Source organism: Haliscomenobacter sp., assembly GCF_965225875.1.
Classification (GTDB): Bacteria; Bacteroidota; Bacteroidia; order Chitinophagales; family Saprospiraceae; genus Haliscomenobacter.
Window position 1 is genome coordinate 1,621,158 of sequence record NZ_CBDDBS010000003.1, and the last position, 26,131, is coordinate 1,647,288.

Here is a 26,131-nt window from a genome sequence, read left to right on the forward strand (position 1 = left end):
AAATCCCGTCCCTAAGTTATTTGGCGTTTTCGCAGAGAAATTTATCTGCAAGAACCCCGTCCGCATAGTGCTTTGAGGAACCATACTTCCCAGCTCCCGTATATTCCTGCACAATGGTAATGCTGTACAGGATACAATTCCCGTCGTTCTTTTTGGCAACTACAGCTGCCTCCTGGGTCCGGGCAATGATATTCCCGGTAATGTTGTGGTAAAGCGTTGACCAATCCCTGGTAAGCAAATTGATTTTAACAACACTTTCCTTCCAGCCCATTTCCGCAATTACCTTTTTGAACTCTGCTTCCAAGGCTGGATTCACCGTTACTGCTGCTGGCATTTTGGTGTTTTTCATTTTTTCGACCTCGTTTTTATTGAACTTGGCCAACATTTGAGCCTCGCTACCCAGGCGCACTAAGGCCGCTTTGACCGCTTGCGAGGCGGCGGCAGGAGCAGGTAAATTTGGAAAAATTTTAACGATGGCACCCCAATAAACGTCCATCCCCACCAATTCTCGATGGGTAGTCAAACCCGCTTTGGAAGTATTTTCATTGATGCTTTTTTCATATTCCGCCACCGCTCCTGCGACAAAATTGGCCTTCTGGGTGGCGATTGATTCCTTGCTTTTGATCACAGACTGGTCTGGATTGGACGCCAAGAATTGGTTTACTTTGTCCGTAAATGCCTGAATTTTCGCTTGATGCGCAGGTATGCCCTGTTCAAGATTAAGGTTGGAGGAATAAGAAGTTTGGTCACTTTCAAACAAATCAGACATAAAGCGAATGGTGTTCGCGGCGATATCCCGAGTTGTTTCTTTCTGAGTGTTGGCACCTTGGTGCTCCGCTTTGTATTTATCCAATTCAGCTTCAAGCGCTTTGGTATCGTAGTTGGGGTCGCGCATTTTGATGTTGCGCAAATTGGTTTCCGCACTCGTTATATTGCTGTAGTACAAATTGTATTGCTGCCCTGCCGACGCTGCTTTGAGTTTATCAATGGCCTTCCAGAAGTTGGCGATGAAACTTTTGGCCGGGCTACTTTCAGCAGTGGCATCCAGAGCCGTAGCCGTATTGGTACCGGTTGAAGTGGCGGCAGGTCTGCTGCTGCTGGAGGAGGGAGCAGGAGTTGGTCTACTGGTATTGGGATTACTGGGCGCGGGATCTCTTTTTTCAGGAACACTCTTGCCTAAATCCTTAGCCGCTTTGATGGGGTTGATTTGGCCTATGCCCGGTACATTTACATAAATCAAAATTACCCAAATCAAAAGATATGGAGGTCTTTGGCGCATAAAATCGGTTTTTGAGAACATTAGGCTTAGCAAACCACAATTACTAGGTCATCAAGCCTTTCGATACACAATGATAGTGTACACAATTCATTTACTGGTCGTGAATAGGATCAACGATAGCTTTGATTGAGTGTTCGAGAGGGATGTTTTATTCACCCAACTGTGCCGAATTCAGCTGATTGAGCAATTCCAGCAAATGGGTCTTTTTGCGCTGCGCTACGGGTAGCAATGCTCCGTCGCTCATTTCCACTTCTCCTGAAAAACGATTGTAATAGCGCCGCAGGTGATCCAAGTTGATCAGGTGGGATTTGTGGATGCGTTCAAACTGGTAGGGAGTCAGCAACAACTCTAATTCTTTCAAAGTTTTGGCTACCAGCAATTTACTCTTATCTTCAAAAAAAACGGTGGTATAGTTCCCATCCGAGGCGCAACGGACGATGTTTTTTACAAAATACAAATGAATCCCTTCCGCCGTAGCTAACGACACCCGTGGGCTCAATTGAGGGGCGGCCAAATGGCTGAGGTAACGGCGGATTTGTTGCTGGATATCGGATTGTTGCTGGCGGAGGGCTTTGTATACGGCAGCCTTGAGTTCATCAGCATCGATAGGCTTGAGCAAATAATCCAGGGGGCTGAACTTGATGGCCCGCAGCGCGTATTCGCTATAGGCAGTGGTAAAAATAGTTTTGAACCGATCGGTATCCACATTTTGCAATACATCAAACCCATTGCCATCAGCCATTTGGATGTCCAAAAACAACAAGTCAAAATGAACAGTTGATTGAATGACCCGAATCCCTTCCAGTACCGAGTCGGCTTCGGCCACCACCATAATTTCCGGGCAGTGCAGGCGGATCTCCAATTCCAGGGAGGCTCGTGCAGCGGGTTCGTCGTCGATGATAATGGCTCGGATCATAACATTTTTTTGTATTGGAAAGGAATGAGTAGTACCACTTCGGTGCCCATTGGTCTGCCCAATTCGTCGACTACATCAAGAATCTGGATTGGTGTTTTTTCCGTTTGCCCCAATAATTTTAGTCGATCGCTCGTGATTTGAGTAGCCAGAGGTTTGTGCATATCCCGAAGTTTGTGTTGCCCGGAAGCCGCCCGACCTACTCCATCATCTTTTACCTGCACCACCAGGTCCTGTTCTTGGACCGAAAATATGACCTGGATAGTCCCTTTGCCCTTTTTAGGCACCACCCCGTGGATGACCGCGTTTTCCACAAAGGGTTGAATCAGCATGGATGGAATCAGAAGCTCAGCCGGATTGATTCCGGGAGCTATTTGCATATCGAGCACGATTTTATCAGGGTAGCGAATTTGGGAGAGTTGCACATAAATACGAAGCAAATCCATTTCTTGGTCCAAGGGAATCAAACTGTCCGAATAGTCTAGGTTCAATCTCAAGAGTCGTGCAAATTTTCCAATAAAGGCATTGGCCTCCACCACTTTATCCTGCCCATAATAGCCTTTGATGGTGTTGAGTGCATTAAAGATGAAATGGGGATTCATTTGCAGGCGCAAGGCCAACATCCGCAAATCCGAGATGCGTTTTTGCAATTCGGAGTTTTCGCGGCTGCTTTTCATCAACAGATTTTCAATTTCGTATTTGCGCCGCAGCTTTTGTTCCCGGGCTCTCACATACCAGACGATGGACAAAATAATCAAGGCGGTAAGCAAGACATAAAACCAGTTTTCCCGCCAAAAAGGCGGTTTGATCCGCAAACGCAGCTGGGTACTGTGCACACTGGCAATACCCGACCCGTTCAGCGCAATGACCTCAAAGGTATAGTATCCCGGTTGAAGGTTGACGTATTCCACCGCTTCGACGGCGGTTTCGTACCATTTTTCATCCAGTCCCAACAAGCGGTAACGGTAACGGATATTCTGTGACTCCCGATAAGAAAGTCCCTCGTATTCAATGCTTAAAGGTCCCTGTGAATAGCGCAGTGGAATGGCTTTTTTTGAAGAAATGGGTTGTACAACATTGTTGATTCGCAAAGACTTGAGCAAGACCACAGGTGGTGGCGACGCTGAGGCCAAAACCGCACGAGGCACTTGTAACAAACCATCATCTTTGCCTATATAAATGTGATCTTCGCTGACTTCTATGGCGTTGATTTTTTCTGAACCCAAGCCCAATACGCCCCAATAATCGATCAATTTAAGTTCACCTGGTTTGCCCACCACCCGAAACAAACCTCCTGCGGTACCGATCCAGATTTCGTTGTGCTGATCCCTGCATAAATCCCAACAGATGACTCCACCACGTTTGTTGGCAATCGCAATGCTATCAACCAGTCGGCCGTGCCGAATGGCAAACAAACCCTTTGACTCAGTCAACACCCAAAGCGTTTGATTTTTTGTATCAAAATCCAGGTCTTTGATGCCATAAGGTAGAATCTGTTTTTCGGTTTCATTGCCCTTAAAACTGAATAATCCATTGGGGGTAGCCAGCCATTTTCGGTTGTTTTCATCAAAAACAAGTCGCTCTACTCGAATTCCAGGTAGTCGATTGATTTTCACCCGGCTGTACAAATTTTCTAGTCCAAATCTTTGCAATTGCTGATGAGACACCAATACATCAGGCAGTGTTTTTAGATCCAAATGAAACAGCCCCGTACCACCCACCCAATATTCGCCTGACTGATCAATGTTGACATCCAGGGAACGGTGACAGAGGTATTTTTCAACACCTTTATTTAGATACAAAGTAGCAGCTTTGCCGACTACAAGCGTAGTCCCATTGGTAAAGTGGCGGATGTTGCGGATGTTTTTGTTTTTGACATTTTCAGGAAAAATTTGCCTGGATTGGATCTTTTTTCCATCATAAATTGAATACGCACTACTTTCCGAACCGATCCAAAGGCGATGCTCCGCATCCTGACTCAAACAGGTGATGCGGTTAAAAATCAGTCCATCCTGAGTTGTAAAGTGCTGGATGTTGGGAGCTGGCACGTAAAACAGTCCATCTTCAAAAGTGGAAAACCACAAACCGCCCTCCCGGTCCTCCAAAACTGAGGAAACTGATCGACCGGCGAGAAAATAGCGTTTAACCCGTAAGGAAGGATAATCCAATAAATACACTCCGTTGCGGGTTCCACACCAGAGCTGTGCTCCACTTCGCCGCAAATAGATGAATTCATTGTTTTTCTCCAAAGGAGTAGGCAATTCCCGATATTGAAATTGGCCGCTCTTGGGGTAACAGTGGTATAACTTATGACTGGTGGAGATCAATACAGAGTCGCCAGCCGGAATCGCCCGAGCCGGTTGAAGGATGGCCGGGGGAATCATCTCCGGTTGAATTCCATGCTTAGTGATGGGACCAAAATCTCGTCCTGCGCCCATCAATTGACCAAAACGATTTTTCCAGGCCAAAATAATCCCTTCGCCACAGGAGCGTTCTTCTACTTTTTTGTGAAATAGATCAATGATCAAGACCTTATGCGTAGAACAGTAGGCGATGCGCCCGTCCTCCAGTTCGATGATGTTGATGATCATGCCCTGAACGTCACAACGCTTGAGGAAAGGAAGGTTATTTTCACTAAAAATGCTGTCGCGGAAGTAAAAGCAAGGCTTACCCCTCAATGTAGCAAACCAGAGGCGGCCATCGCGGGCCTCGTACATCGAAAACACCTCGTTGTCAGGCATGCCATGGGCCGTGTTGTAGTTTGTGAAGTTTTGCCCATCAAAGCGGCTTATACCAACGTCGGAACTGACCCAAATGTAGCCCTTGCGGTCTTGAAATACAGAATAGATGTAATTGGACAACAGCCCGTCCTTGATTTGGTAGTTTTTAAAAAAAGGCTGCTGGGCAATCAAAGGCTCAATTGCAAAAAGGACAACCCACAAAACAGCAATAACTCGATACATGCAGCATCGAAGATAATGCTTTTTAAATAGGTGGCTAAGGCGTAAACTCAGAGAATTCTCCCGCTAAATCAATCAAGGCCTACAAAATTACTTGGGGTCGGCCCCAAGGGCGCAACCATTCAGCACATCTCCATCCCGCTCCACAATAGCTGTGTACGGAAATTTTTGGGCATCATGGCCAACACTGCAAGAATCTGGAATGATTTTGATGGTCATTTTACTTTCTTTGTCATAAAGATTCAACCTGGTATTAAAAACCGTAGTGTCTCCTTTTTTTTCTTCCATCCGTTTGAGGTAAACGAGTTTTTTTCCACCACCTCGTTCATACACAATACTATCGGGATAAATATCGACTAACCACAATACCGGGCTTGTTCCCCTACAGGCAAATTTAACCACGGCGGGTTCAATCGGTTTTGCTTCAACTACAGGGACCTGTTTTGGGTTTTGACAAAACTGAACAATTAGTCCAGCCCCCAACAAGAGAAAAGGTGTTTGTCTCATGGTGGAACATTTTTTAACACGTTACCTACAAATAAACAGCGTATTAACGCAAAAAAGGGAACGACGGAGGGAACCAAAAAAAATGGGTATGCGTGGGGGCAATCCTTCGTAGTTGCCCATTTACAATTTAATACCGATAAGCTTTAATGGTATCTACAAATACCCGGACCGATTCCAAATCGAGGTCAGGATACAATCCGTGGCCCAGGTTGACGATGTGTTTGGGGCCAAAATCCTGCACCATTTGTAAGGCACCTGCCCGAATGGTTTCGTGATCGGCGTAAAGAAAACAAGGATCCAAGTTGCCTTGCAACACTGGGCGCTCCCCTACCCTAGCTCGTGCCTCCTTTGGCGTGATGTTCCAGTCGAGGCCAATCACCTGGCAATTGAGGGCAGCAATGTCTTCGAGGGCAAACCAGGCCCCTTTGGAAAACACCGTCACTGGCACTTCAGTAATGGCGTCACAAATTTTGCTGATGTAATGTGTGGCAAATTCGCGGTATTGCGCCGGGCTCAGAATACCGGCCCAGGAATCAAACAATTGGATCAAGTCGGCCCCATTGGCAATTTTGCGCTTGAGGTAAGCAATGGTGGTATCGGTAATGCGCTCCAGCAACAGATGAGACAAGGCTGGCTCGCGGTATAAAAACTGTTTGGCTTTGGCAAAAGTTTTGCTTCCCTGACCTTCCACCATGTAGGCGAAAATGGTCCAGGGCGCTCCGGCAAAACCGATGAGTGGAACTCGCCCGTTCAGCTCCCGTTTGGTGATGCGCAGGGCTTCGTACACGTACTCCATGTTGTCGGCGGCAGCTTCACCACTGATCAGGTCGGCAATGTCCTGTGCCGTTTGGATGGTTTTGGGGAACAGTGGGCCCCGCTTTTCCACCATATCGTAAGGCAGACCCATGGCTTCGGGCACCACCAAGATGTCGGAAAAAATGATCGCAGCATCCACGCCCAATTCGTCAATGGGTTGGATTGTCGCCTCTGCGGCGGCAGCTGGATGAAACAAAAACTCTCGGAATCCCGCAAATTGGGCGCGTAAAGCACGGTATTGGGGCAATACCCGCCCGGCTTGCCGCATAAGCCAAATGGGAGGACGATCGGTGCTTTCACCTTTGGCTACGCGTAGGAAAATGTCGTTTTGCAGTGTTGTCGCGGTTTCGGTCATAGTTGTTACTCTGTCCCGCAATGATAGGGATTTTTTGGGTGATTTGTTGAGAAGAGTTTGTTTTTTGAAAAATGTGTGAAAAATGTAAGGTTTGCGTTTTTTGGTAAAACCTTATGGCGCCCAAAGCCGCTACCCCCTCACCTCCCGAAAACAATCCAACAACACCTCAAAATCATCCGGCGTATTGTACACATTGGGCGCAACCCGAATCGCATTCCCACGCGTGGACACATATACCCGGCGTTTTTTGAACTCCGCCTGCAAGCGTGGCATGTCCATACCCTCTGGCAGTCGCACCCCGATCAAGTGATGCGCCAGGTGGGTATTTGGGTCGATCTGGCAGCCCATTTCCCGCAAGTCCTCAATGGCATTGGCGGCAATGCGTTGGCAATATCCCTGCACATTGGCCACACCCCATTCCAGGAGTTGTTCGATTGCAGCGGTCAACATGGGGGCCAGCACAAAATTGCTTTGCTCGCCCATCATGTAGCGGCCAGCCTGAGGCTTGTATTCGTCGCGGTAATTGATCAGGCCACTAAAATCTTCACTGTTCAGGCGGTTGATCCAGTTTTCTTCGAGGGGGGTACCGTTGTCAAAGCGGGGCCCGTAATAGGCTACCCCCAGAGAATAAGGGCCCATCAGCCACTTGTAACCTCCACACACCAAAGCATCCAGGCGCAGCTCACTCACATCCAGGGGTAAGGCACCAACGGACTGCGTTCCATCAATCACCAGCAGGGCTCCGACCTCTTCGGTACGCACTCGAATCCGCTTCAAATCGTACAGCGTCCCATCCGCCCAGTGCACATTGCCCAAAGCGACCATTGCAGTATTGGCGTCGATGGTTTGTAGGATGGCTTCGGTCCAAAGGGTTCCACGAGGAGAGCCCGTCGGAGCTTTGACCACTTTTAATTCAGCGCCACTTTCTTCCACTACCCGTTTCCAGGCGTAATAATTGCTGGGAAATTGTTCTTCAGCTACGATGACGTTTTGGCCGGATTTAAGGTTCAGGTTGCGGGCCACCGTTCCCAACCCGTAGGACACGGAGGGAATCACGGCGATCCGGTCTTTTTCCTGGGTATTGATTAAGCGGGCAAAAGCAGATTTGAGTGCTTCGCCAGGTTTGAAAAAATCGTCGGGTTGGATCAACCAGGGTTGGCTTTTGCGGCTCACCATTTCCTGGCCGATGCGCTCCACTTGTTTGAGTTGGGGCGACATGTAGGCGCAATTAAGATAGGTGATTTCTTCAGAAATACTGAACAGGGATTTTTGGCAACTCAGCATAGTCGTAGCTGTTATTTTAAAAGTAAAATTGCCTAAGGTGTCTCTTCGGTGTCTATGGTTTCTTAGGTGGTTCAAAATATACTCCAAGCGACTTATTGAACCACCTAAGAAACCATAGGCACCGAAGAGGCACCTCAGTAGAGAACTGAACATTCCTCTATAAAGCTAAAATCACATTATTCAATGGTGTTGGGCGAAATAGCGCATCAAATCTACCAATACCTGCACACTTTCCAAGGGCAGGGCATTGTACATCGAAGCCCGAAAACCTCCCACCGTTGGGAATCCCTTGATACCCACCACATCATGTTGAGCAGCGAAGTTCAAAAAAACTTCTTCCAGTTCTGGTCGGGTAATGCGGAAACAGGCGTTCAAGGTCGAACGATCAGCAGCTTGTACACTACCCTCGAACAATGGGTTAGCATCGATTTCATGATACAATAATGTGGCCTTTTCAGCATTGCGTCGCGCCATTTCCTCCAAGCCTCCCTGGGCCAATGTCCAGCGAAGCGCCAAACAAGCCACGTAAATTGGGAAAGTCGGCGCAGTATGGTACAAAGATTGGGTCTCGATATGGGTTTGATAGTCAAATATGGTTGGAATTGCCCGTTTTTTGCGTGTATTCAACCAGTCTTTGTTGATCACCACGCAGGTACAGCCTGCAATGCCAAAGTTTTTTTGGGCACTGGCAAAAATCAACCCAAACTTTTCAATGGGCAAAGGGCGAGTCAAAAAATCAGAGGTCATGTCCGCCACAATGGGAACAGATACATCCGGATACTTTTGCCATTGGTTACCATCAATGGTTTCATTGGAAATCAGGTGCAGGTATTTGGCGTCGGTGGGAAGTGTCCAGCTTTTAGGAATGTGGTCAAAACGGCTCTGTTCCGAGCTAGCCAATACGCTTACCCGGCCAATTTCACTGGCTGCCTTGATTGCCTTTATCGCCCAATAACCCGTATTGATCAAGGCTACAGAATGCTCCTCGTCCAAAAGGTTCATTGGCGCAATCGCCAATTGAGCCGATGCTCCACCCTGCATCCAAATGACTTCATACTGATCGCCAAGACCATAAAGGGTTTTGACCAAAGAACTTGCTTCCTCAACCACCGCCATCACTTGTGGCGCCCGATGGCTCATTTCAGCAAAAGACAAACCACTCCCCTGGTATTCGAGTAGACCCTGGGCGGCTTCTTCCAACACTGAAGTTGGGATGATGGCTGGACCTGGGTTGAAATTGTGTTTTTTCATCGGTGATTTAGTTGAGGAGTTGAGAGGTTGAGGAGTTGAGGCTACCGCGAGCGACACTTCGACTTCGCTCAGTGACCGCTCGCAGCAGGCTAAACTTCTCAACTCCTCAACTCCTCAACCTTTTATGGTTTTAAGGCTTCAACTTTCTTCCGCAAATACCCCAGCATTTCCGGCCGGGTACAAGTATTTTCCAATTCATCATAGGTAATTGGATCGCCGATGTGTACCCGAATTTGGCGCTTCATTTTATTGATGGTTTCGTACAACAACATGCCCAAACGCAAGGCCATACTGAACTGGCTGACCATTTGAAACATCCGGCTGTTTTGCCCCTCAATATACAAGGGGACTACAGTAGCCCGGGATTGTTGAACCAGCTTCAGCACAAAATTTTTCCATTCCATATCTTCGGCAGGACCGAAATAAGTTTTAGACGTAGACACTGCTCCAGAGGGAAAGATGGCCAGTGCCTCACCTGCCTTGAGGCGTTCAATGGCTTTATCCCGGGAATCCAGATTGGTACGCAGGGCTTCTTTGGTTTCTCGAAAGTCGATTGGCAACAAAAAGGGCTTGAGGCGCTCGTCGCGCGTGAGGACTTCATTGACTAAAAAAACAAATTCATCGCGCAATTCTGCCACCAGGGCGGCCAGCATCAAGCCATCAACGATTCCAAAGGGGTGATTGGAGATAAAAATGAGTGGCCCCGTTTTAGGCATACTCATCAGTTTTTCCCGATCGTACAACATGTCAATTTGCAGCTGTTGTAAGCCCAGGCTCCACAAGGATTTGGCCGGTACATCCAGGTCGCGAATCCGGTTGTACAAGCGTTCGATTGTACCCCGACCAGTAGAAAATTCTACCGTTTCAATCAGCTTTTTTTTCCACCAGGGGTCGTTCTCATCCGCATAAGAAAAACTGGTCCAACGCCCAGCGCCAACTTCTAATACATTGTTTTTCATATCAATTAAGCTATACAGTGGGGCGAAGATAAGTGTTCCCTTTTTTGGCAAAATGAACACTTATCTTTTTATGCCCCTATTCTTGCGATACTTGCGATCATTTTACGAGCTACATCGCGGTAATCAAAAGCTGATTGGATCAACCCCCGGGCAGCTGCACCTAATTGTGCTGCAATTTCGGGTTTTTCCAGCAGAAAGCTTACTTGCCTGACAAAATCTTCGGGAGTATTGGCTAGTAACACTTGGCGGCCGTCTTGTGCAGGAATTCCTTCCAGTGCAATTGAGGTTCCCAGCACTACCCTACCCAGAGCCATGGCTTCCAATACTTTTACCTTTAAACCACTCCCAGAACGCAAGGGAGCAAGGGAAATAGCATGGGCCGCAACAAAATCTGCGGCATTGGGTACTTCGCCCAGGAACTGCACTCCTGGGATATTTTCCTGTAAAAAACCTTGTGGGGCATTACGTCCGGCAATGTCAAAAACAAGGCTGGGAAAACGCCGTTGCAACAATGGCCATACTTTTTGTAAAAACCATTGCAGGCCTTCTTGATTGGGCATCCAATCTAAAGAGCCAATAAAACCGAGTTTGGTTGTCTCGTTTTTTTCCAAAGATTTTACAACATAAGCTTCCGCATCCAAACCAATCGGTGCCACCAGATGATAACCAGTGTACCCCAGTGCTTTAAACACCTGCAAATCGTATTCGGAAACGGGAGCCAACAAGTCGTAGTTTTTCAACTGTTCGATTTCAAAACGCCGCAGTTTTTGGGTGAGGTAGTGCAAGTACTTGCGTTTGAGGGTAGAACGGGTGTGAGCCGTAACGCGTTCCCAAATGGCAAACTCTACGTTGTGGCTGCGCATGACCACTACTGCTTTGCTTTTTGCCCGAATCAACGGAATGTAGGGGGCCAAATAGAGGGTTTCGAGCACGATGGCGTCGTACTGATTCTTTTCCAACAAAACAGTTAGCGCCGCGGCAAATTCGGGCGTATCAAAACGGGACACGTGATAGGATGCACGGGAAAAAAGATTGCTCAAAGCCCCGCCAATGCTCAGCTGGTTGTTTACTTCCACCGCCTGGACTTCCCGGTAATGGGCAAATTCCTGTGGCCATTCCGATTGTGTATAATGGTGCTTGCTGGTGTTCATCGTCAGCAAATCTACCTTACAGCCTTGCTCTACGAGCCCCCGACTGAGGTAATACACCGCGATGGCTTCCCCTTCTTTGAGTGGGAAAGGGAATTTTTTGCACAATTGGAGGATGTTCATAAGAGGACTCTAAGTTCTATATATCCCAAAAAATCCATCACTTCAAGTAAGCACCAAAGCGGCATTTTTTAAACACAAAGGAAAAAAGAGGGCTCAAAGGGCACAAAGTTAGACATTGACAATGCTTTGCTTTGTGTCCTCTGTGTGTCTTTGTTTTTTCTTTGTGAAAAAAATGCCGCTTGGGTTTTATTCTTTGAAATCAGGAGAAATTCCTGCCTGAATCCTATTCCACGATTTCCGTTTCCTTCGACCAGGCCGGATCCACAATACACAAAAAGCGCAGCGTTTGTGAGCCTGTATTGTCCACGTATTGCTCTGCACCCGCTGGAATAAACAGCACATCGCCCGTTTTTAGGTGGGTGGCCTGTCCATTCACATAAGCCGTACCCTCCCCTTCCAATATGATGTATACCTCCGAGCGCTCCATCAAACGGTGGGGCAAAGAGGCTTTACCCGCTTCCAGTTCGGCATGCGCCAGACTGTAAGACATCGGCACGCCTTCATTCTTGGGATGCAACACTTCCCGAATGAGGGTATCATCACCGGCGGTAAAGGGCGGGATTGCTGCAATGCTTTTTTTGATCATGGCTAGTTTCTGCTGTTGTTGTTCCGATCCACATCAGCCATGCGCAGGCTGGGGTCAATTTCAACACTCTGTACATCCGTTGCTGGAACACTTAGCCGCAATTCATAGGTTGGATTCACCCAGGGCCAATCAGTGGCTACGCGGTAAGGAGTAGAGGTTTTTTCAGCTGGCTTGGCACCACGCATGATGTCGAGCGGAATGTTGATGATTTCCTTGTTGCCGTTTTTATAGGTCACGACCACATCCAGAGGCATAGGCATTTTGCCAACCCGTTTGAGGATGACCTTGGTCGCATTGCCATCTGATTCAATGGCATCAACCCCATAATCGATGGTATGGGTGGTATTGACCCAATATTCCTTGTACCAATCCAGCTCCAGGCCCGATACCTTTTCCATGATGCGGATCACATCGTTGGAATTGGGGTGTTTGAACTTCCAGGTATTGAAGTAGAGCAACAAACCTTTGTCCAGCGCGGGTTTACCAATGACGTACTCCAATTGGTTCATAAACACTGCGCCCTTGCTGTAGGCTGCCAGGCCATAAGCAAAGTTGGAAGAAAAGTGATCGGCGTGGGTGCTCATCGGTTCTTCGTCGCCGGAAGAAGCCAGATTAAAATACCCTGCGTAGGTTTGCAGGTAGGGATTGTCCATTTTTTTCAAGCCCGGCACCAGGTTTTCACCTGCTAGGTAATTCTCAATATCCTGGGTTGCAAAATCAGTAAACCCTTCATCCATCCAAGCATACAAACTCTCGTTCGAGCCCAAAATCATCTGGTACCAACTGTGCATCAATTCGTGCACCGATACTCCGACCAGACTCGGCATCGAGCGATTGCCCGTAATCAAAGTCGCCATCGGGTACTCCATGCCCCCGTCTCCACCTTGAATGAAGGAGTACTGTTGGTAAGGGTATTGCCCGTAACGGCGGTTGATGTAGGTGAAAGCTTTGTCCATTACCTTGGGCAGGGCCGCCCAATTGTCTTGATTGCGTTCGTTTTTGAGGTAAAAAAAGTTCAAAGTCAGGCCATCCGGACGCTTAAGGCTGGTATGGGTGTAGTTGGGGTCAGCCGCCCATACAAAATCGTGCACATTGGGTGCTTTGAAGTGCCAGGTGAGTTTGTCGCCTTTGGCAGGTTTCGGCGTCTGACCTTCTGGCAAGTACCCGTGGCCAATTTCTTCCGGGTTTTGCAAATAACCCGAACCCCCAATGACGTAATTTTTATCGATGGTAATTTTGACATCAAAATCCCCCCAAATCCCGTAAAATTCCCGGGCGATATAAGGATGGGCATGCCAGCCTTGATAGTCGTATTCCGCCATTTTGGGGTACCATTGGGCCATGGAATAATCCACCCCTTCCGCATTGTCCCGGCCTGAGCGGCGAATTTGAATGGGCACCTGTCCATCGAAATTCATTTCAAAAACGACTTTACTTTTGGGCAAAATGGGCTTATCAAGGGTCACTTCCAGAACGGTGCCTTCCGTGATGTGCTTCAATTCCTTGCCATCCTGCGTCAGTTTATTGACTTTGAGGTAGCCAATTTCATTGGGTTTCAACTTGCTGATGCGAGCACCAACCCGGCCGTCAGGGTCAGGCAAATTGCGCGAGCGCACGTCCATCGCACTGCCTGGTTGAAATGCATTGAAGTATAGGTGGTAAAAAACCCGGGTCAGGGTATCCGGTGAATTGTTGTAGTACACCAGGCGCTGGGTACCTTTAAATTGGTCTTTGTCGACGTCAAAATCGATTTCCATTTGGTATTCAGCCCGTTGCTGCCAACGATCGGCTTGTGCCCAAGTCAGCACTGGTAAGCACAATATGCTTGCAATCTGCGCCAAGCGGCTCCATTTCTTCATGTATACAACTTTTACCTTGCGGTTAAAAAATAGAATTTACGGATTTACAAATTAGTGAAGCGAAAATAACAAGGAATAGCAAAGCTGCCGCTAATTATCGCCGGAAAACAGGGATATGTAGGTTAATGGCAATTGTGGGCCTTTTGAACGAAATGGAAATTAAAGTGTAGAGTGTGATCGAAGCGACCAAAAGAGGAGAAAAAAATAAGGTGAGACACACAACGGGCGCTCAGACTTCGTACCCTTGCTGCGTTTCCACCCTGGGGGATTAGAAGGAGCAGCACCAAGTGCGCTCACCGGACTGCAAAAGTAGTATAAGCCAGCAATTCTGCAAATACTTTTGATTTTTTTTATTCTTTTTGTAAAAAAAATAAAATCAGGCAATCTTTTGAATCAAAAACTTTAGCCCAAGCCAAATGCGTTTATCTAAAAAATCTCTGGTAACATCATGTCTAGAATAGGTCTGTGGTTTTGTTTCAGCCTCCTTGCACTAAGTGCTCAGGCTCAATTTGGTATCAACACCAGCTTTCGCTTCAACGATGCGCCTGGCTGGAGTTTTTCCAACCCCGTCAACAACAGCGTCAACGAACTGCCCGGCAATAACCTTGCTTTTGGTCTCGACGTTTGGATTCCCATGAAAGGGTTGCGCCTCGACTTCCTGCCCGAGCTCAATTACGCCCGCTACGACGCCGAAATCGTCGACATCGGAAAATTAGAGCAGCAAATGGGTAGCCTTTTCCTCAATTTCAACCTTTATTTTTTAGATTTGAAGGGGGATTGCCAATGTCCAACTTTTTCCAAGTCGGGTTCTACCCTGGGTAAAGGTTTGTTCCTGCAAGTGTCGCCGGGGTATAGCGTGCTGGAAGGAAGAGCGGATTTGTTCAGCGGTGCCCGGGCGAAGAGTCGCAGTTATGCGCCGAGTTTGGGACTAGGTATGGGATTGGACATTGGTTTGTCGGATAAATTCACCTTCACGCCTTTTGGTGGGCTGCGCTATTATCCAAAGGCTCGTTGGTTTGGCTTGGAGGAAGCGCTGGAAGTGGATCCTAGCGTGGGCAATTTTGAAGTATCGAATAATTCGGCGATTTCGCAGGTGTATGTGGGTGTGAGGATGGGCTTTCGCTTTGATAAACAGTAACAGCTAAGGTGTATCTTGGTGCCTTAGGTTTCTTAGGTGGTAAAAAAATGTGCCGCTTGCTTTTTTTCACCACCTAAGAAACCTAAGGCACCAAGATACACCTCAGAAATGCCCCTGTTAACTTAATTGTTGTCGCTTTTGTCATTTTTAAGCTATAAACAGGATTCATGAAAACCTACATCTACACTTTTTTACTGCTGCTCACCAGCAGTTTTTGTTTCGCACAAACCAATACGACCCAGCTCAGCGGCCCGCAACAGCTAACAGTAGCCAAAACGCCCGAAGCCGCAGGCATGTCTAGCGAGCGGCTCAGTCGCATCGATAAGGTATTCCAGGAGTTCGTCAGCCGCGACCAATTGCCGGGCATGGTGGCCCTCGTTGTGCGTGACGGACAGATTGTGTACCACAAAGCCTTCGGTACTGCCGACGCCCAAACGGGCCGCGCTTTCAAAACCGACGACATCTTCCGCATTGCCTCCATGTCCAAAGCCATCACGGCTACAGCGGCGATGATGCTGTACGAAGAAGGTAAATTTTCGCTGGATGACCCCATTTCCAAGTGGATCCCCGAATTCAAAAGTCCGCAGTTACTCCAAAGTTTTAGCTGGAGGGATACGAGCTACACTACTGTTCCTGCAAAAAGTGAAATCACAGTGCGGCAGCTGATGAACCATACTTCCGGCTTGAGCTACGGCGTCATTTCGGGCGATGAACGCTTCAGTGCCATCAATGCCAAGGCAGGCATCGTGGACTTGTACACCACCAAAGCGGTGACCGTAGCCGACAACATTAAAAAACTGGCCAAAATGCCCCTGTTGAACAACCCGGGAGAAAAGTACAGCTATGCGCTGGGCCTGGACGTATTAGGCTACCTGATCGAAATTTGGTCGGGTCAACCTTTTGACCAATTCCTGCGCACCCGCTTACTCGACCCCATGGGGATGAATGATACTTACTTTTATTTGCCGGATTCCAAAAAAGATCGCCTGGTGCCGGTGCAACGCCCCAGCAAGGGTGCTCAAAAATGGGAGCGCTATCCAGTGACTTTTTACGATCCAAATTACCCGATCAGTGGGGCCAAAACCTGGTTTTCAGGCGGCGCAGGCTTGTCAAGTACAGCCAAAGACTATGCTTCTTTCCTGCAAATGTTGATCAACGGCGGGGTATTCAATGGCAAACGCTTTTTAGCACCTTACAATGTGTACTTGCTCACCCAATCCAATCAGGTTGGTGATTTGTTGGGTGGCGAGAAGGGTGATACCCACTTTAGCCTGGCCTTCGGTGTGCTGACCAAACAAGGACAAGATAAAGGAAACGGCAGCATCGGCCGCTTCAGTTGGGGTGGTTATTTCAATACCAACTACTGGGCTGATCCGAAGGAGAAGTTGATCATGGTGCTGATGAAACAGACGCAACAAGTGGCCGATCCGGGCAGTGAAGGGATGTTTACGAGGTTGATTTATTCGGCGGTGGATAAGTAGAATCTAGTTTGGTTAGCATAGAAATTATTGCCTCTACTTGCAAAAAGAATGGCGTGAACTTGGTCAAGTTCACGCCATTCTTTTTGCAACATCTCCCTTAGGTGGCGCCTAAGGTGAACTCAGGTGTCTAAGGTGGTGAAAAATCCAACCTGCGAAGCAGGGCCCATCAACCCTAAAATATCCCGTTCCCCGCCGTCAACACAATCGGTTTCCCATCCGTCACCACGATGGTATGCTCGTGCTGCGCAACAAAACTCCCATCCTGGGAAGCCAAGGTCCAGCCATCGGGCATGGTATGTGCGTACCGGGTACGCGTAGAGATGAAAGTCTCCACCGCCACTACTGAGTTCTTTTTAAAGCGGGTATAATTGAACCGATCGTAATAATTCGCAATATCGTGTGGCTCTTCGTGCAAGCTGCGGCCAATGCCGTGCCCGGTCAGGTTTTTGATCACGCGGTAGCCAGAGCGTTTGGCTTCTGTTTCAATCAGGCGGCCAATTTCGGCGATGCGCACGCCTCCGCGGATGTTGTTGAGGGCTTTTTGCAGGATGCGTTTGGAGGTATCTACCAGGTGCTGGTGTTTGTTCAAGTCGCGGCCTAGCACAAAAGAACCGCCGTTGTCCGACCAGAAGCCATTCATTTCTGCTGAAACATCGATGTTGACCAGGTCTCCCTCCCGCAGGATTTTTCCGGCGCTGGGAATACCGTGGGCAATTTCGTTGTTGATGCTGATGCAAGTCCAGCCAGGAAAACCGTAGGTTAGCTTAGGTGCAGACTTGGCTCCATACCCATTGAGGATTTGACCACCATAATCATCCAGTTCCTGAGCACTCATGCCCGGTCTGGCGAATTCACGCATGAGGCGAAGGGTTTCTCCTACCACTTCGCTGATTTGTTTCATGCCTAGCAGCTCCGAATCTTTGGTGATCGACATACGAAGTTTGGGTGTGGGTGTGAGTGGGTGTGTGACTACCCTAAAAAACCTTTAAACCGGCCTGGTTCCCCCTCACACATCATTTTATAAATCGTTTCAAAAACGTCTTCCGGGTTGGGTTTGGTGAAGTAGTCACCGTCCGAGCCATAGGGCGGGCGATGCGCTTTGGCAGTGATGGTCAGCGGAGCAGCATCCAGAAACTGATAACCGCCCTGTACTTCCAATACTTCACGCATCATGTAGGCACTGGCACCACCAGGCACGTCCTCATCCATGAAGACCACTCGGTTGGTCTTTTTCAAAGACTCCACAATTTGGTGGTGAACGTCAAAAGGCAGAAGGCTTTGAACATCGACCAATTCTACCGAAATGCCCATTTTTTCCAACATCTTCATGCCTTCCTGGGCTACCCGTACACAAGAACCGTAAGTCACCAGCGTCACATCCGTCCCCTCATGCAAGGTTTCGGGTATACCAACTGGAACGGTGAAGGTGCCAATGTTATCCGGCAATTGTTCTTTCAAACGATATCCATTGAGACATTCCACGATGATCGCCGGTTCGTCCGAAAGCAACATGGTATTGTACATGCCAGCCGCCTGGGTCATGTTGCGCGGAGTGAGGATACACATGCCGCGCAAGGAGTTGATCATCATACCCATGGGAGAACCTGCATGCCAGATGCCTTCCAAACGGTGGCCGCGGGTGCGTACGATGAGCGGCGCAGTTTGGATGCCATTGGTGCGATAGCGCAAACAAGCTACGTCGTCAGACAATGGTTCCAGGCCGTAGAGCAGGTAATCCAGGTATTGAATCTCCGCGATGGGTTTTAAGCCACGCATCGACATGCCAATCGCCTGGCCCATGATCGACCATTCGCGGATGCCGGTATCAAACACCCGTTCTTCACCGTGTTTGGCTTGCAAGCCAGCAAATCCTTGATTGACATCCCCAATTTTACCCACATCTTCGCCAAAACCATACACCCGAGGGTCCTTTTCAATGATGGCGTCAAAATAGGCGTTGAGGATTTCAAAACCGTTTTTCACGGGAGAATCTTCACTGTATTCAGCCGCAACTACGGGCACTTTTAGCGCCGCGTTGGGCGTCTCGCTGTACAGGTGAGTATGGTAACGCTGTTTGGCCAGCGCTTCTATCTTTTTAATCCAAGTGACCAACTCTTGCCGCGCTGCAGAGTCTTCACCAATGGTTTGGTACACAATCCTACGGGCACTTTGCAACAACTCGCTGATCACCGGAGTAATCAACTCCTGGGCTTCTTTCACCAAAGGCTGGATTTGTGGGTGGCTACCCAACATTTCCTGATAAATGCCTTCCAGTTGTTTGCGCGTTTGGATGGTTGGAGTTGCATAAGCTTTCCAGGCCCGGTCGCGTGCTTCTTTGACCGTTTTACGGGCCTTATCCCGAATTTGGCGGGTTTCATCCGGACTAGCCAAACCCTCCGCGATCATCCATTGCTCCATTTGCAGGATGCAGTCAAAATCGCGCTCCCACTGCAAACGTTCCTTGGATTTGTAGCGCTCATGTGAACCCGAGGTGGAGTGCCCCTGAGGTTGGGTCACTTCCTGGATATGAATCAGCGCGGGTTGGTGTTGCTGCCGCGCATCGTCAATTACTCTTTTGTACAGTGCAACCAAATCAGGATAACGCCAGGCTTTTTCGGTATAAATGCGGACTCCAGCACTGTTTTCATCGGGTTCAAAACCACTTAAAACCGCCGAAATGCTACCTTTTGTGGTTTGGTATTCCACTGGCACGGAAATGCCATATCCATCGTCCCACACCGAAATGACCAGCGGCACTTGCAATACGCCCGCTGCATTGATGACTTCCCAAAAAATACCTTCGGATGTACTCGCATCACCAATGGTAGAAAAACAAACCTCGTTGCCATTCACCGAAAATAGAGTGCCTTGCGATAAGGCTTCGCTCTCCCGATACTTCTTGGAAGCAAAGGCAAAACCCAATGCCCGGGCCATTTGGCCAGCGGTGCAGGAAACATCCGATGAAACGTTGTATTGTTCGAGCTGATTGGCCCATTCCCCCGTTTGTGGATCAACGATGGGGGTAGCGAAGTGGTTGTTCATTTGTCGCCCGCCAGAAAATGGATCATTTTCGGTATCGGCGTACAATTGGGCAAAATAATCTTCCAAACTGACTATCCCGAGGGCAAACATCCAGGTTTGATCCCGGTAATAGCCTGCACGGTAATCCCCTTTCATAAAAGCCTTTGCCATCGCAACTTGTGGGACCTCCTTGCCATCGCCCGTTACGGCGAATTTGGCTTTTCCGGTCAACACTTCCTTGCGTGCCATCAGGCTGACTTCGCGGCTCACACAACAGATGCGGAAATCTTCGAGAACTTCCTCCCGATTCCATTGCGCATCCTCGGTTACTTGAGCTGCTTTGTTTTTTTGTAGATCACCCACCATGTGCTAGTTGGCTATGGTTTTATGTCCGTTAGAGCATGTCTAAAAATATTTAGACATGCTCTTAGCGTTTGCTAATTTCGGGGCGAAGATAGGAAAAAATAATGATGAGAGAGGAATGATAAATGATGAATTGTCAAAATGCCATGTAGGCATATTACCCTGACTGATGATCAAACCTTTAATCATCAGTCAGGGATTGTAAAAATTATTGAACCACCAAAGTTTGGGTTAGGACTCCTTGTCCAATCTGCATGCTTACATGATACATGCCCGGGTTCAAAGATTTATTCCATTGCAATTGTTGTTTGCCAGCGTTCAGGTAACCTTCGTAAACGGTACCCACATTTTGCCCCAGGTTATTGAACAATTGAACCTTGACCTGGGTGGCCTCGGGCAGTTCAAAACTGATTTGAGCAGCTCCGTGGGTGGGATTCGGGAATACTTCAAGCTGGTAAAGCGCCTGCAATTCAGCCCGTGTACTAGTGGTAATCAAGGCAGGTGCCGTAGGCAATTTTTTGGAAGTCAACAAAAAATATTGCCCTGCTTGGAAGGTAAAGGACTGGCTGCTTCCCGCAACATTGATGCTATCCCGCGTGAAGTAGTTGTAATATTTGCCCGGTCCAGGGAAATTCACGGTGAAAGTCGCGCTTTGCACGCCAAAGTTTCCTGCGAATACGATGTCCAGATCCGTATTAAGCAAAGCCATTTGTTTTTCATTGCCCGGCCCTAAATTCATCCAATAATCGTCGGTATGGAAAACCGGGTAATTTTTGCGCAGGAACAACATGCTTCGGGTGATGTCGAACAATCGTTTGCGATCGGCCTGGTCCAGGTAATCCCAGCGGATAGGCTTGTTGTCCAGGCGGCAATTGGTGCTGATCGTGCCATTGGTGCAATAGTTGATCGAGTAGTCGTAGCCCATTTCCCCAAATTGCCAGAGCATTTTTGGGCCAGGCACGGTGTAAAAAAGAACGGTAGCCAACTCATTGCGGCGAAGCGCAGTAGCCAGGTTTTTGACCGAATAGTTGCCCGCTGTATTACCAAATTGCAGGTTTTTGTACATCAAGCGCTCTTCATCGTGGCTTTCCATGTAGTTGATCGCAGCGGGTGTGGTCCAACCTCTGGAGCGGTAATTCAGGGGCGTGAGGTTGTTGCTGTAGCCCATCGTGGCTTCGTTGAACTGATTGTTTTGGTTCCCCCAAACCAACATGCCGTTGTTAATGAGTTCGGTTTCTTCATTGTTGTCGGCAAAATGCTCTAGAATGATGTAGGCGTCGGTGGATTTGGAGCGAATGAAGCCAGCATAGTCTTTCCAAATGGCAACCCGCGACGCATCGTAATTGCCCCAGAGCGGAACGTTGCCCAGGGTTTGTTTTTGGGTAAAACCTTTGGACAAATCGAAACGGAAACCATCGACCCGGTATTCACTCAGCCAATATCCCAGGACATTTTTTACAAATTCCTTGGTTGCTGCACTTTCATGGTTAAAGTCGTAACCCACATTAAAATCGTGTTTGGCCGTGACGTTCAGCCAGGGGTTGTCCACAGCGGGGCGGAAATTGGCGTCGTCCCAGTAAAGTTGCGCCAAGGGACTTTGGCTAAAAGCATGGTTGAATACCACATCCAGGATCACCGCGATGCCCCGTGCGTGGCAGGCATCCACAAATTCCTTGAATTTTTCGGGCGTGCCGTAGTATTTGTCCAGGGCCATGTGGTACGAGGGGTTGTAGCCCCAGGAAAGGTTACCTTCAAACTCATTGACCGGCATCAGCTCGATGGCATTGATACCCAGGCGCTGGAAATAATTCAGGGTATCGATCAAACTTTGGTAATCGTGCCGGGCGGTAAAGTCGCGCAGGAGCAACTCGTAGACGGCCAGTTTTTCCTTGGCTGGGCGTTGGAAGTTACTGGTTTTCCAGGGGTAAGCCGCTTTGCCGGGTTGAATGACGGAGACGATGCCCGTGGTTTTTCCAGTTGGATAAGCGGGCAGGTTTGGAAAAGTTTGGGCGCTGATGAAGCGGTCATTGTCGGGGTCAAGCACGAGGGTGCTGTAAGGGTCACCGATGCGGCGGGTGCCGTCCACCACGTATTGAAAACGGTAAGTTTCACCTGCTTTGAGGGTAGGCAGGTCAATCCAGTGGGTAGCGCCATTGATGCTGCGGCTGAGCAGGTATTCGGTGGAAATGGTCCAATCGTTGAAGTCCCCGATGACGTAAATGCCCACTTTGCCAGGGGCGTAAAGGGCCAAGCGCACCTTGTCATCGGCCAGGTAGTTGATGCCCAGTTGGGTGCCAGCGGGAGCATCCTGTGGCGCTTTAACGATGGGCACCAGGTAATTGAAGGTTTCGGTATCCCGGGCGGAAGCGGTGGCCGCGATGAATTGCACCTTGTGGTTGCCGGGAGGGCCTGCCAGGAGGTTGTAATTGAGTTCGGTGCCAGTGCTTTGGATAAGTTCAACGCCGTTATCCAAAAGCTTCAAATCCGCTGTTTCGGAAACCACGGCTTTGACGGGTATGGAAGTTCCTTCGGTCACCACCTGGTTGCGGTTGGTGGGAGCCAGCAGGGCGGTCAGCAGGCCGCTTTGGTTGTAGACATCCAGGAAGAAGTCTTTGCCCCCGGTATCCTTGCCTTCGCGGTTGCCAGTGCCATTGCGGAATACAAAAGCCATTTTTTGCACGGTACCGCTCGTGATTTTGTAATACTCGTTGATACTGGGCTTAACTTCGTACTTGTACACATTGGGTCGCCCGGCTACGGCGCTCATGGCCCAGGCGGCATTGGCTTGCCCCCAGGTGGTCTGCACATTTTTCCAGTCACTCGTGGAGGTGCTGGCATTGGTGATCACGCCGGTATGCACGTACACGGTGCAGCCACAATCTTTGAGGCCACCAGTACCCTGGGCAGCGTCAAAATACACGGTAACGGGCTGGTTGGGGCGGGGAAAAAATGGCTCGGTCCAGACGGCCTGGGCAAAACTCGTTTGGGCCAGGGTACAGCATAAGAATGCCAGTAGCCAAAGGAAGTGTTGATTTGGTTTCATGCTAATCTAAGATTTTTGAGGGGCAAGATAGGGGGATGTGGGGGGAATTGCAACCGAGGATGGGGGGAATTGGGTGAAAAAGCTGATGGATGATTTGAAAATTCAATGGGTTGAATGCTTGTTAGATTAACAATTCCTTGTTATATTCGCAAACGAAACGTATTATTAAGTTTTTGAATCACTTAGACAAAAGAAAATGAGATGTAGATTAAGCAAATATACACACAACTGACGGCTAAGTAAAGGACGCAATGTGGGTTTTACTTAGTCGTTAGTTGTGGGAATAATTAAGTTAGCAACAATGAAAAGTAAAAAATATGGCGCACAATTTTTTTTTAAGCCATTATAGCAGAGACAAAGAGATTGCTGAAATAATAGCAAATGCTCTTAATCGTATTTCTCTACGGCAAATTATGCCATGGTATTCATCAGATAGTTCTGAAAGCGGTGGGCTCAAACCTGGAAATATTTGGTTTACTGAAATTCTTGGTAAAATAAATCAAAGTAGAGCGTTAGTTGCCGTACTTACTCCTAATAGTATTGGAAGACCTTGGATATATTTTGAGAGTGGCATTGCTCAATCATTGGAAAATTGCGAAATTATTCCTGTCTGCGTTGGAATAATTAGAGACAACATTCACCCTCCGCTCGGAATGTATCAATGTTATCAATTAACGGATTACCGATCCTTGAAAGAATTTATCGGCAAATTACTTGCTAAGTTTGAAATCACGTTTGATGAAGAAATGTCAAAGCCTGTTTTAGAGAAGGCTATTTCTGATTTAGCAAAAGTTGAATTTAAAGAAGAGGGAAAAACAGAAGAAAAAAGTATAGACATTCAGGAACTACTTACTGATTTAAAAAGCCATATTGATAAAAGATTTGTGGACATGCTTGATAGGCAGTCAAATTGGTCACTTGATAAGAGCATCGCCCAAAACGAAGAAGTTGCTTTCGAGGAAATAATCTACACAATTACAATAATAGTTAATTTTCCAGAATATAAAGGAAAGAGATTTTTAGAAGTAAGAATTGATGATACTGTTCAAGATGTTCTAAATAGTATGTACTTTTTATTGAAGGAATATATTGAACCATTTACATACATGGAAAAGTGGGTGCTAAAAAATCCGAAAAATAATCAAAGAATGATTCTTCGTGAAATAGGAAGGATGGTACCCGCAAAACATATTTTTAAACAAGAAATTGAATGGGAAGCCATCAAGTTAAAAGAAGAGTATAAAGCCAGTAGCAGCAAAGATATTGTGAGAAACCAATAGGATGTTGCTAACAAAGGCTTGCTGTCCATGCCGCCGAACAGCCAGCCCGCACATCCAAAGCACGGCGGCACGACAGCAAGCCAAACGTTGTGCTTCAGCTAAAAAAAACAGAGACACTATGAATGAATTTGGTGGTGATTGGACAGAAAATAAAATAGAAATAATTGTTGAATATGCGAAAGCATATTTAAACATAATGAACGTGTATGCAGTTAAGTATAGTTGGAAGTTATTGTATTTTGATGGCTTCGCAGGGTCAGGTTTCATAATTAAAGGAAAGGACGAAAATCAAAAAATCATTGTGGGTGCTGCAAAACGAATATTAGAAATAGAAGAGCCTAGACCTTTTGACTTATTTTACTTTGTAGAAAAAGATGAACTTAATGCCAATCACCTAGAAGAAAACACAAAAAAACTATACCCTAACAAAAATGTACACGTTGTTAAAGAAGACTGTAACGACAAAATAAAATCTATGAGTCAATTCTTAACAACTTCAAAAGGGAAAAAGCACAAGGTTTTAGCATATATTGACCCTTGCGGAATGCAATTGAATTGGAATTCTTTGCAGACATTACAAAAACTATCAGTTGATGTTTGGATTTTAGTCCCAACTGGAATGGGTGTAAATAGACTTTTAAAAAAAGATTCAAATATTTCAGAGGCTTGGGTGTCAAGACTAGAAGTTTTTTTAGGTATGGAGAAACAGGAAATACTAAACCATTTCTACAAACAGACCATAAATCACACCTTATTTGGAGATGAGACTATTGTTTCAAAAGAAGACAAAGCAATAGAAAAATCAGCAGTTCTTTACAAAGAAAGACTATCAAGTTTGTTTAACTTTGTATCTGAACCGTACATTTTAAAAAACAAATCAAATTCAGTTATGTTTCACTTTTTTATGGCTTCAAACAACAAAACAGCAGTAAAAATAGCAAACGAAATCATAGCGAAATACAACAAACAGAGATAATATGGCACAATCAAGCATAGAATGGACTGAAATGACTTGGAACCCTACAACAGGATGCGACAAGATTTCAGCAGGTTGTAAGTTTTGTTATGCGGAAGTTATGTCGAAGCGTTTGCAAGCAATGGGCGTTGACAAATACAAGAACAACTTTGATATAACTATTCACGAAGATGAATTACAAACGCCTTACACATGGAAAAAGCCAAAGGTTGTTTTTGTTAATTCTATGAGTGACTTATTTCACAAAGACGTTCCAATTGACTTTATTAGAAAGGTATTTAAAGTAATGAAGGACAATCCTCAACACGTATTTCAGGTTTTGACTAAGAGAGCAGACGTTTTGAGATATTATGATAGTGAAGGTTGGTTGGAATGGACACATAATATTTGGATGGGTGTTTCAATAGAAAACAGTAAGGTAACAAAACGTATTGACTTGCTTCGTGAGACAGGAGCAAGAGTTAAATTTCTTTCTTGTGAGCCACTTATTGGAGCAATCCCTAATATGAATTTGAAAGGTATTGATTGGGTAATTGTTGGTGGTGAGAGCGGACGAAAACCCCGACCAATGAAAGAAGAATGGGTAACAGATATTAAAAATCAGTGTTTAAAAGCAGATGCTGCATTTTTCTTCAAACAATGGGGCGGGACGAACAAGAAGAAAACAGGACGACTTTTGGAAGGAAAAACTTGGGACGAAATGCCAGAAATAGAGCTTCATAAAAATGTATAGAAAAGAAAGTCGAACGCGCTACATTCAGGAACTAATTGGCCACGAAGGTATTAAAA

19 protein-coding genes are annotated in these 26,131 nt (G+C 47.1%); 5 read left to right on the forward strand and 14 right to left on the reverse strand.

Annotated elements, in window-relative coordinates; all coding sequences use genetic code 11:
• Positions 1-16 precede the first annotated feature (16 nt).
• The 11 genes from ACO08K_RS26835 to ACO08K_RS26885 all read right to left on the reverse strand — a co-directional run bounded on the left by ACO08K_RS26835 (position 17) and on the right by ACO08K_RS26885 (position 14,040).
• Entirely contained in the window at positions 17-1,279 is a 1,263-nt protein-coding gene (locus tag ACO08K_RS26835) for a hypothetical protein (protein ID WP_421799576.1), read from the reverse strand.
• Positions 1,280-1,427: 148 nt separating this feature from the next.
• Positions 1,428-2,195, reverse strand: a complete 768-nt coding sequence (locus tag ACO08K_RS26840; RefSeq protein ID WP_421799577.1) for a LytR/AlgR family response regulator transcription factor — start codon at positions 2,193-2,195, stop codon at positions 1,428-1,430.
• Positions 2,192-5,155, reverse strand: coding sequence for a ligand-binding sensor domain-containing protein (locus ACO08K_RS26845; protein WP_421799578.1), 2,964 nt, complete (start codon positions 5,153-5,155; stop codon positions 2,192-2,194). Before ACO08K_RS26845 ends, ACO08K_RS26840 begins: the two co-directional genes overlap by 4 nt.
• Before the next feature lie 87 nt (positions 5,156-5,242).
• Positions 5,243-5,659 carry a hypothetical protein gene (locus ACO08K_RS26850; RefSeq protein ID WP_421799579.1) on the reverse strand — a complete coding sequence of 139 codons (417 nt, stop codon included), beginning with the start codon at positions 5,657-5,659 and terminating at the stop codon, positions 5,243-5,245.
• A gap of 127 nt (positions 5,660-5,786) precedes the next feature.
• Positions 5,787-6,830, reverse strand: a complete 1,044-nt coding sequence (gene hemE, locus ACO08K_RS26855) for a uroporphyrinogen decarboxylase (protein ID WP_421799580.1) — start codon at positions 6,828-6,830, stop codon at positions 5,787-5,789.
• Positions 6,831-6,959: 129 nt separating this feature from the next.
• Positions 6,960-8,114 carry an aminotransferase class V-fold PLP-dependent enzyme gene (locus ACO08K_RS26860; protein WP_421799581.1) on the reverse strand — a complete coding sequence of 385 codons (1,155 nt, stop codon included), beginning with the start codon at positions 8,112-8,114 and terminating at the stop codon, positions 6,960-6,962.
• A 180-nt stretch (positions 8,115-8,294) separates the two neighbouring features.
• Entirely contained in the window at positions 8,295-9,365 is a 1,071-nt protein-coding gene (serC, locus tag ACO08K_RS26865; protein ID WP_421799582.1) for a 3-phosphoserine/phosphohydroxythreonine transaminase, read from the reverse strand.
• A 122-nt stretch (positions 9,366-9,487) separates the two neighbouring features.
• A complete protein-coding gene (locus ACO08K_RS26870; protein ID WP_421799583.1) occupies positions 9,488-10,324 on the reverse strand; it encodes a lysophospholipid acyltransferase family protein in 837 nt (278 codons plus the stop codon).
• Between the two features lie 68 nt (positions 10,325-10,392).
• Positions 10,393-11,595, reverse strand: coding sequence for a glycosyltransferase family 4 protein (locus tag ACO08K_RS26875; protein ID WP_421799584.1), 1,203 nt, complete (start codon positions 11,593-11,595; stop codon positions 10,393-10,395).
• Between the two features lie 223 nt (positions 11,596-11,818).
• On the reverse strand, positions 11,819-12,181 hold the full coding sequence (locus ACO08K_RS26880; protein WP_421799585.1) for a cupin domain-containing protein: 363 nt from the start codon (positions 12,179-12,181) through the stop codon (positions 11,819-11,821).
• Positions 12,182-12,183: 2 nt separating this feature from the next.
• Positions 12,184-14,040 (reverse strand): M1 family metallopeptidase, encoded by a 1,857-nt coding sequence (locus tag ACO08K_RS26885; protein ID WP_421799586.1) that lies wholly within the window; start codon positions 14,038-14,040, stop codon positions 12,184-12,186.
• A 448-nt stretch (positions 14,041-14,488) separates the two neighbouring features.
• Between ACO08K_RS26885 and ACO08K_RS26890 the strand changes: the two genes are divergently transcribed.
• Both ACO08K_RS26890 and ACO08K_RS26895 read left to right on the forward strand, forming a co-directional pair.
• The gene (locus tag ACO08K_RS26890) at positions 14,489-15,178 is read left to right on the forward strand and encodes a hypothetical protein (RefSeq protein WP_421799587.1); all 690 of its coding nucleotides are present in this window, start codon (positions 14,489-14,491) and stop codon (positions 15,176-15,178) included.
• A 167-nt stretch (positions 15,179-15,345) separates the two neighbouring features.
• Entirely contained in the window at positions 15,346-16,659 is a 1,314-nt protein-coding gene (locus tag ACO08K_RS26895; RefSeq protein WP_421799588.1) for a serine hydrolase domain-containing protein, read from the forward strand.
• Positions 16,660-16,831: 172 nt separating this feature from the next.
• On the opposite strand, the gene map is transcribed toward ACO08K_RS26895, so the two are convergent.
• The 3 genes from map to ACO08K_RS26910 form a co-directional block, all read right to left on the reverse strand.
• On the reverse strand, positions 16,832-17,593 hold the full coding sequence (map, locus tag ACO08K_RS26900; RefSeq protein WP_421799589.1) for a type I methionyl aminopeptidase: 762 nt from the start codon (positions 17,591-17,593) through the stop codon (positions 16,832-16,834).
• A gap of 35 nt (positions 17,594-17,628) precedes the next feature.
• The gene (locus tag ACO08K_RS26905; RefSeq protein ID WP_421799590.1) at positions 17,629-20,046 is read right to left on the reverse strand and encodes an alpha-ketoacid dehydrogenase subunit alpha/beta; all 2,418 of its coding nucleotides are present in this window, start codon (positions 20,044-20,046) and stop codon (positions 17,629-17,631) included.
• Between the two features lie 205 nt (positions 20,047-20,251).
• On the reverse strand, positions 20,252-23,086 hold the full coding sequence (locus tag ACO08K_RS26910) for an alpha-amylase family glycosyl hydrolase (RefSeq protein WP_421799591.1): 2,835 nt from the start codon (positions 23,084-23,086) through the stop codon (positions 20,252-20,254).
• 317 nt (positions 23,087-23,403) lie between these two features.
• Here ACO08K_RS26910 and ACO08K_RS26915 point away from each other — a divergent pair, with 317 nt between their 5' ends.
• The 3 genes from ACO08K_RS26915 (at position 23,404) to ACO08K_RS26925 (ending at position 26,075) form a co-directional block, all read left to right on the forward strand.
• Complete coding sequence (locus ACO08K_RS26915) at positions 23,404-24,366, forward strand: toll/interleukin-1 receptor domain-containing protein (RefSeq protein WP_421799592.1); 963 nt, start codon at positions 23,404-23,406, stop codon at positions 24,364-24,366.
• Between the two features lie 118 nt (positions 24,367-24,484).
• The gene (gene tcmP, locus ACO08K_RS26920) at positions 24,485-25,342 is read left to right on the forward strand and encodes a three-Cys-motif partner protein TcmP (protein WP_421799593.1); all 858 of its coding nucleotides are present in this window, start codon (positions 24,485-24,487) and stop codon (positions 25,340-25,342) included.
• A gap of 1 nt (position 25,343) precedes the next feature.
• Positions 25,344-26,075: a DUF5131 family protein gene (locus ACO08K_RS26925; protein WP_421799594.1), complete on the forward strand. Its 732-nt coding sequence runs from the start codon at positions 25,344-25,346 to the stop codon at positions 26,073-26,075.
• The last annotated feature ends 56 nt before the right edge of the window (positions 26,076-26,131 follow it).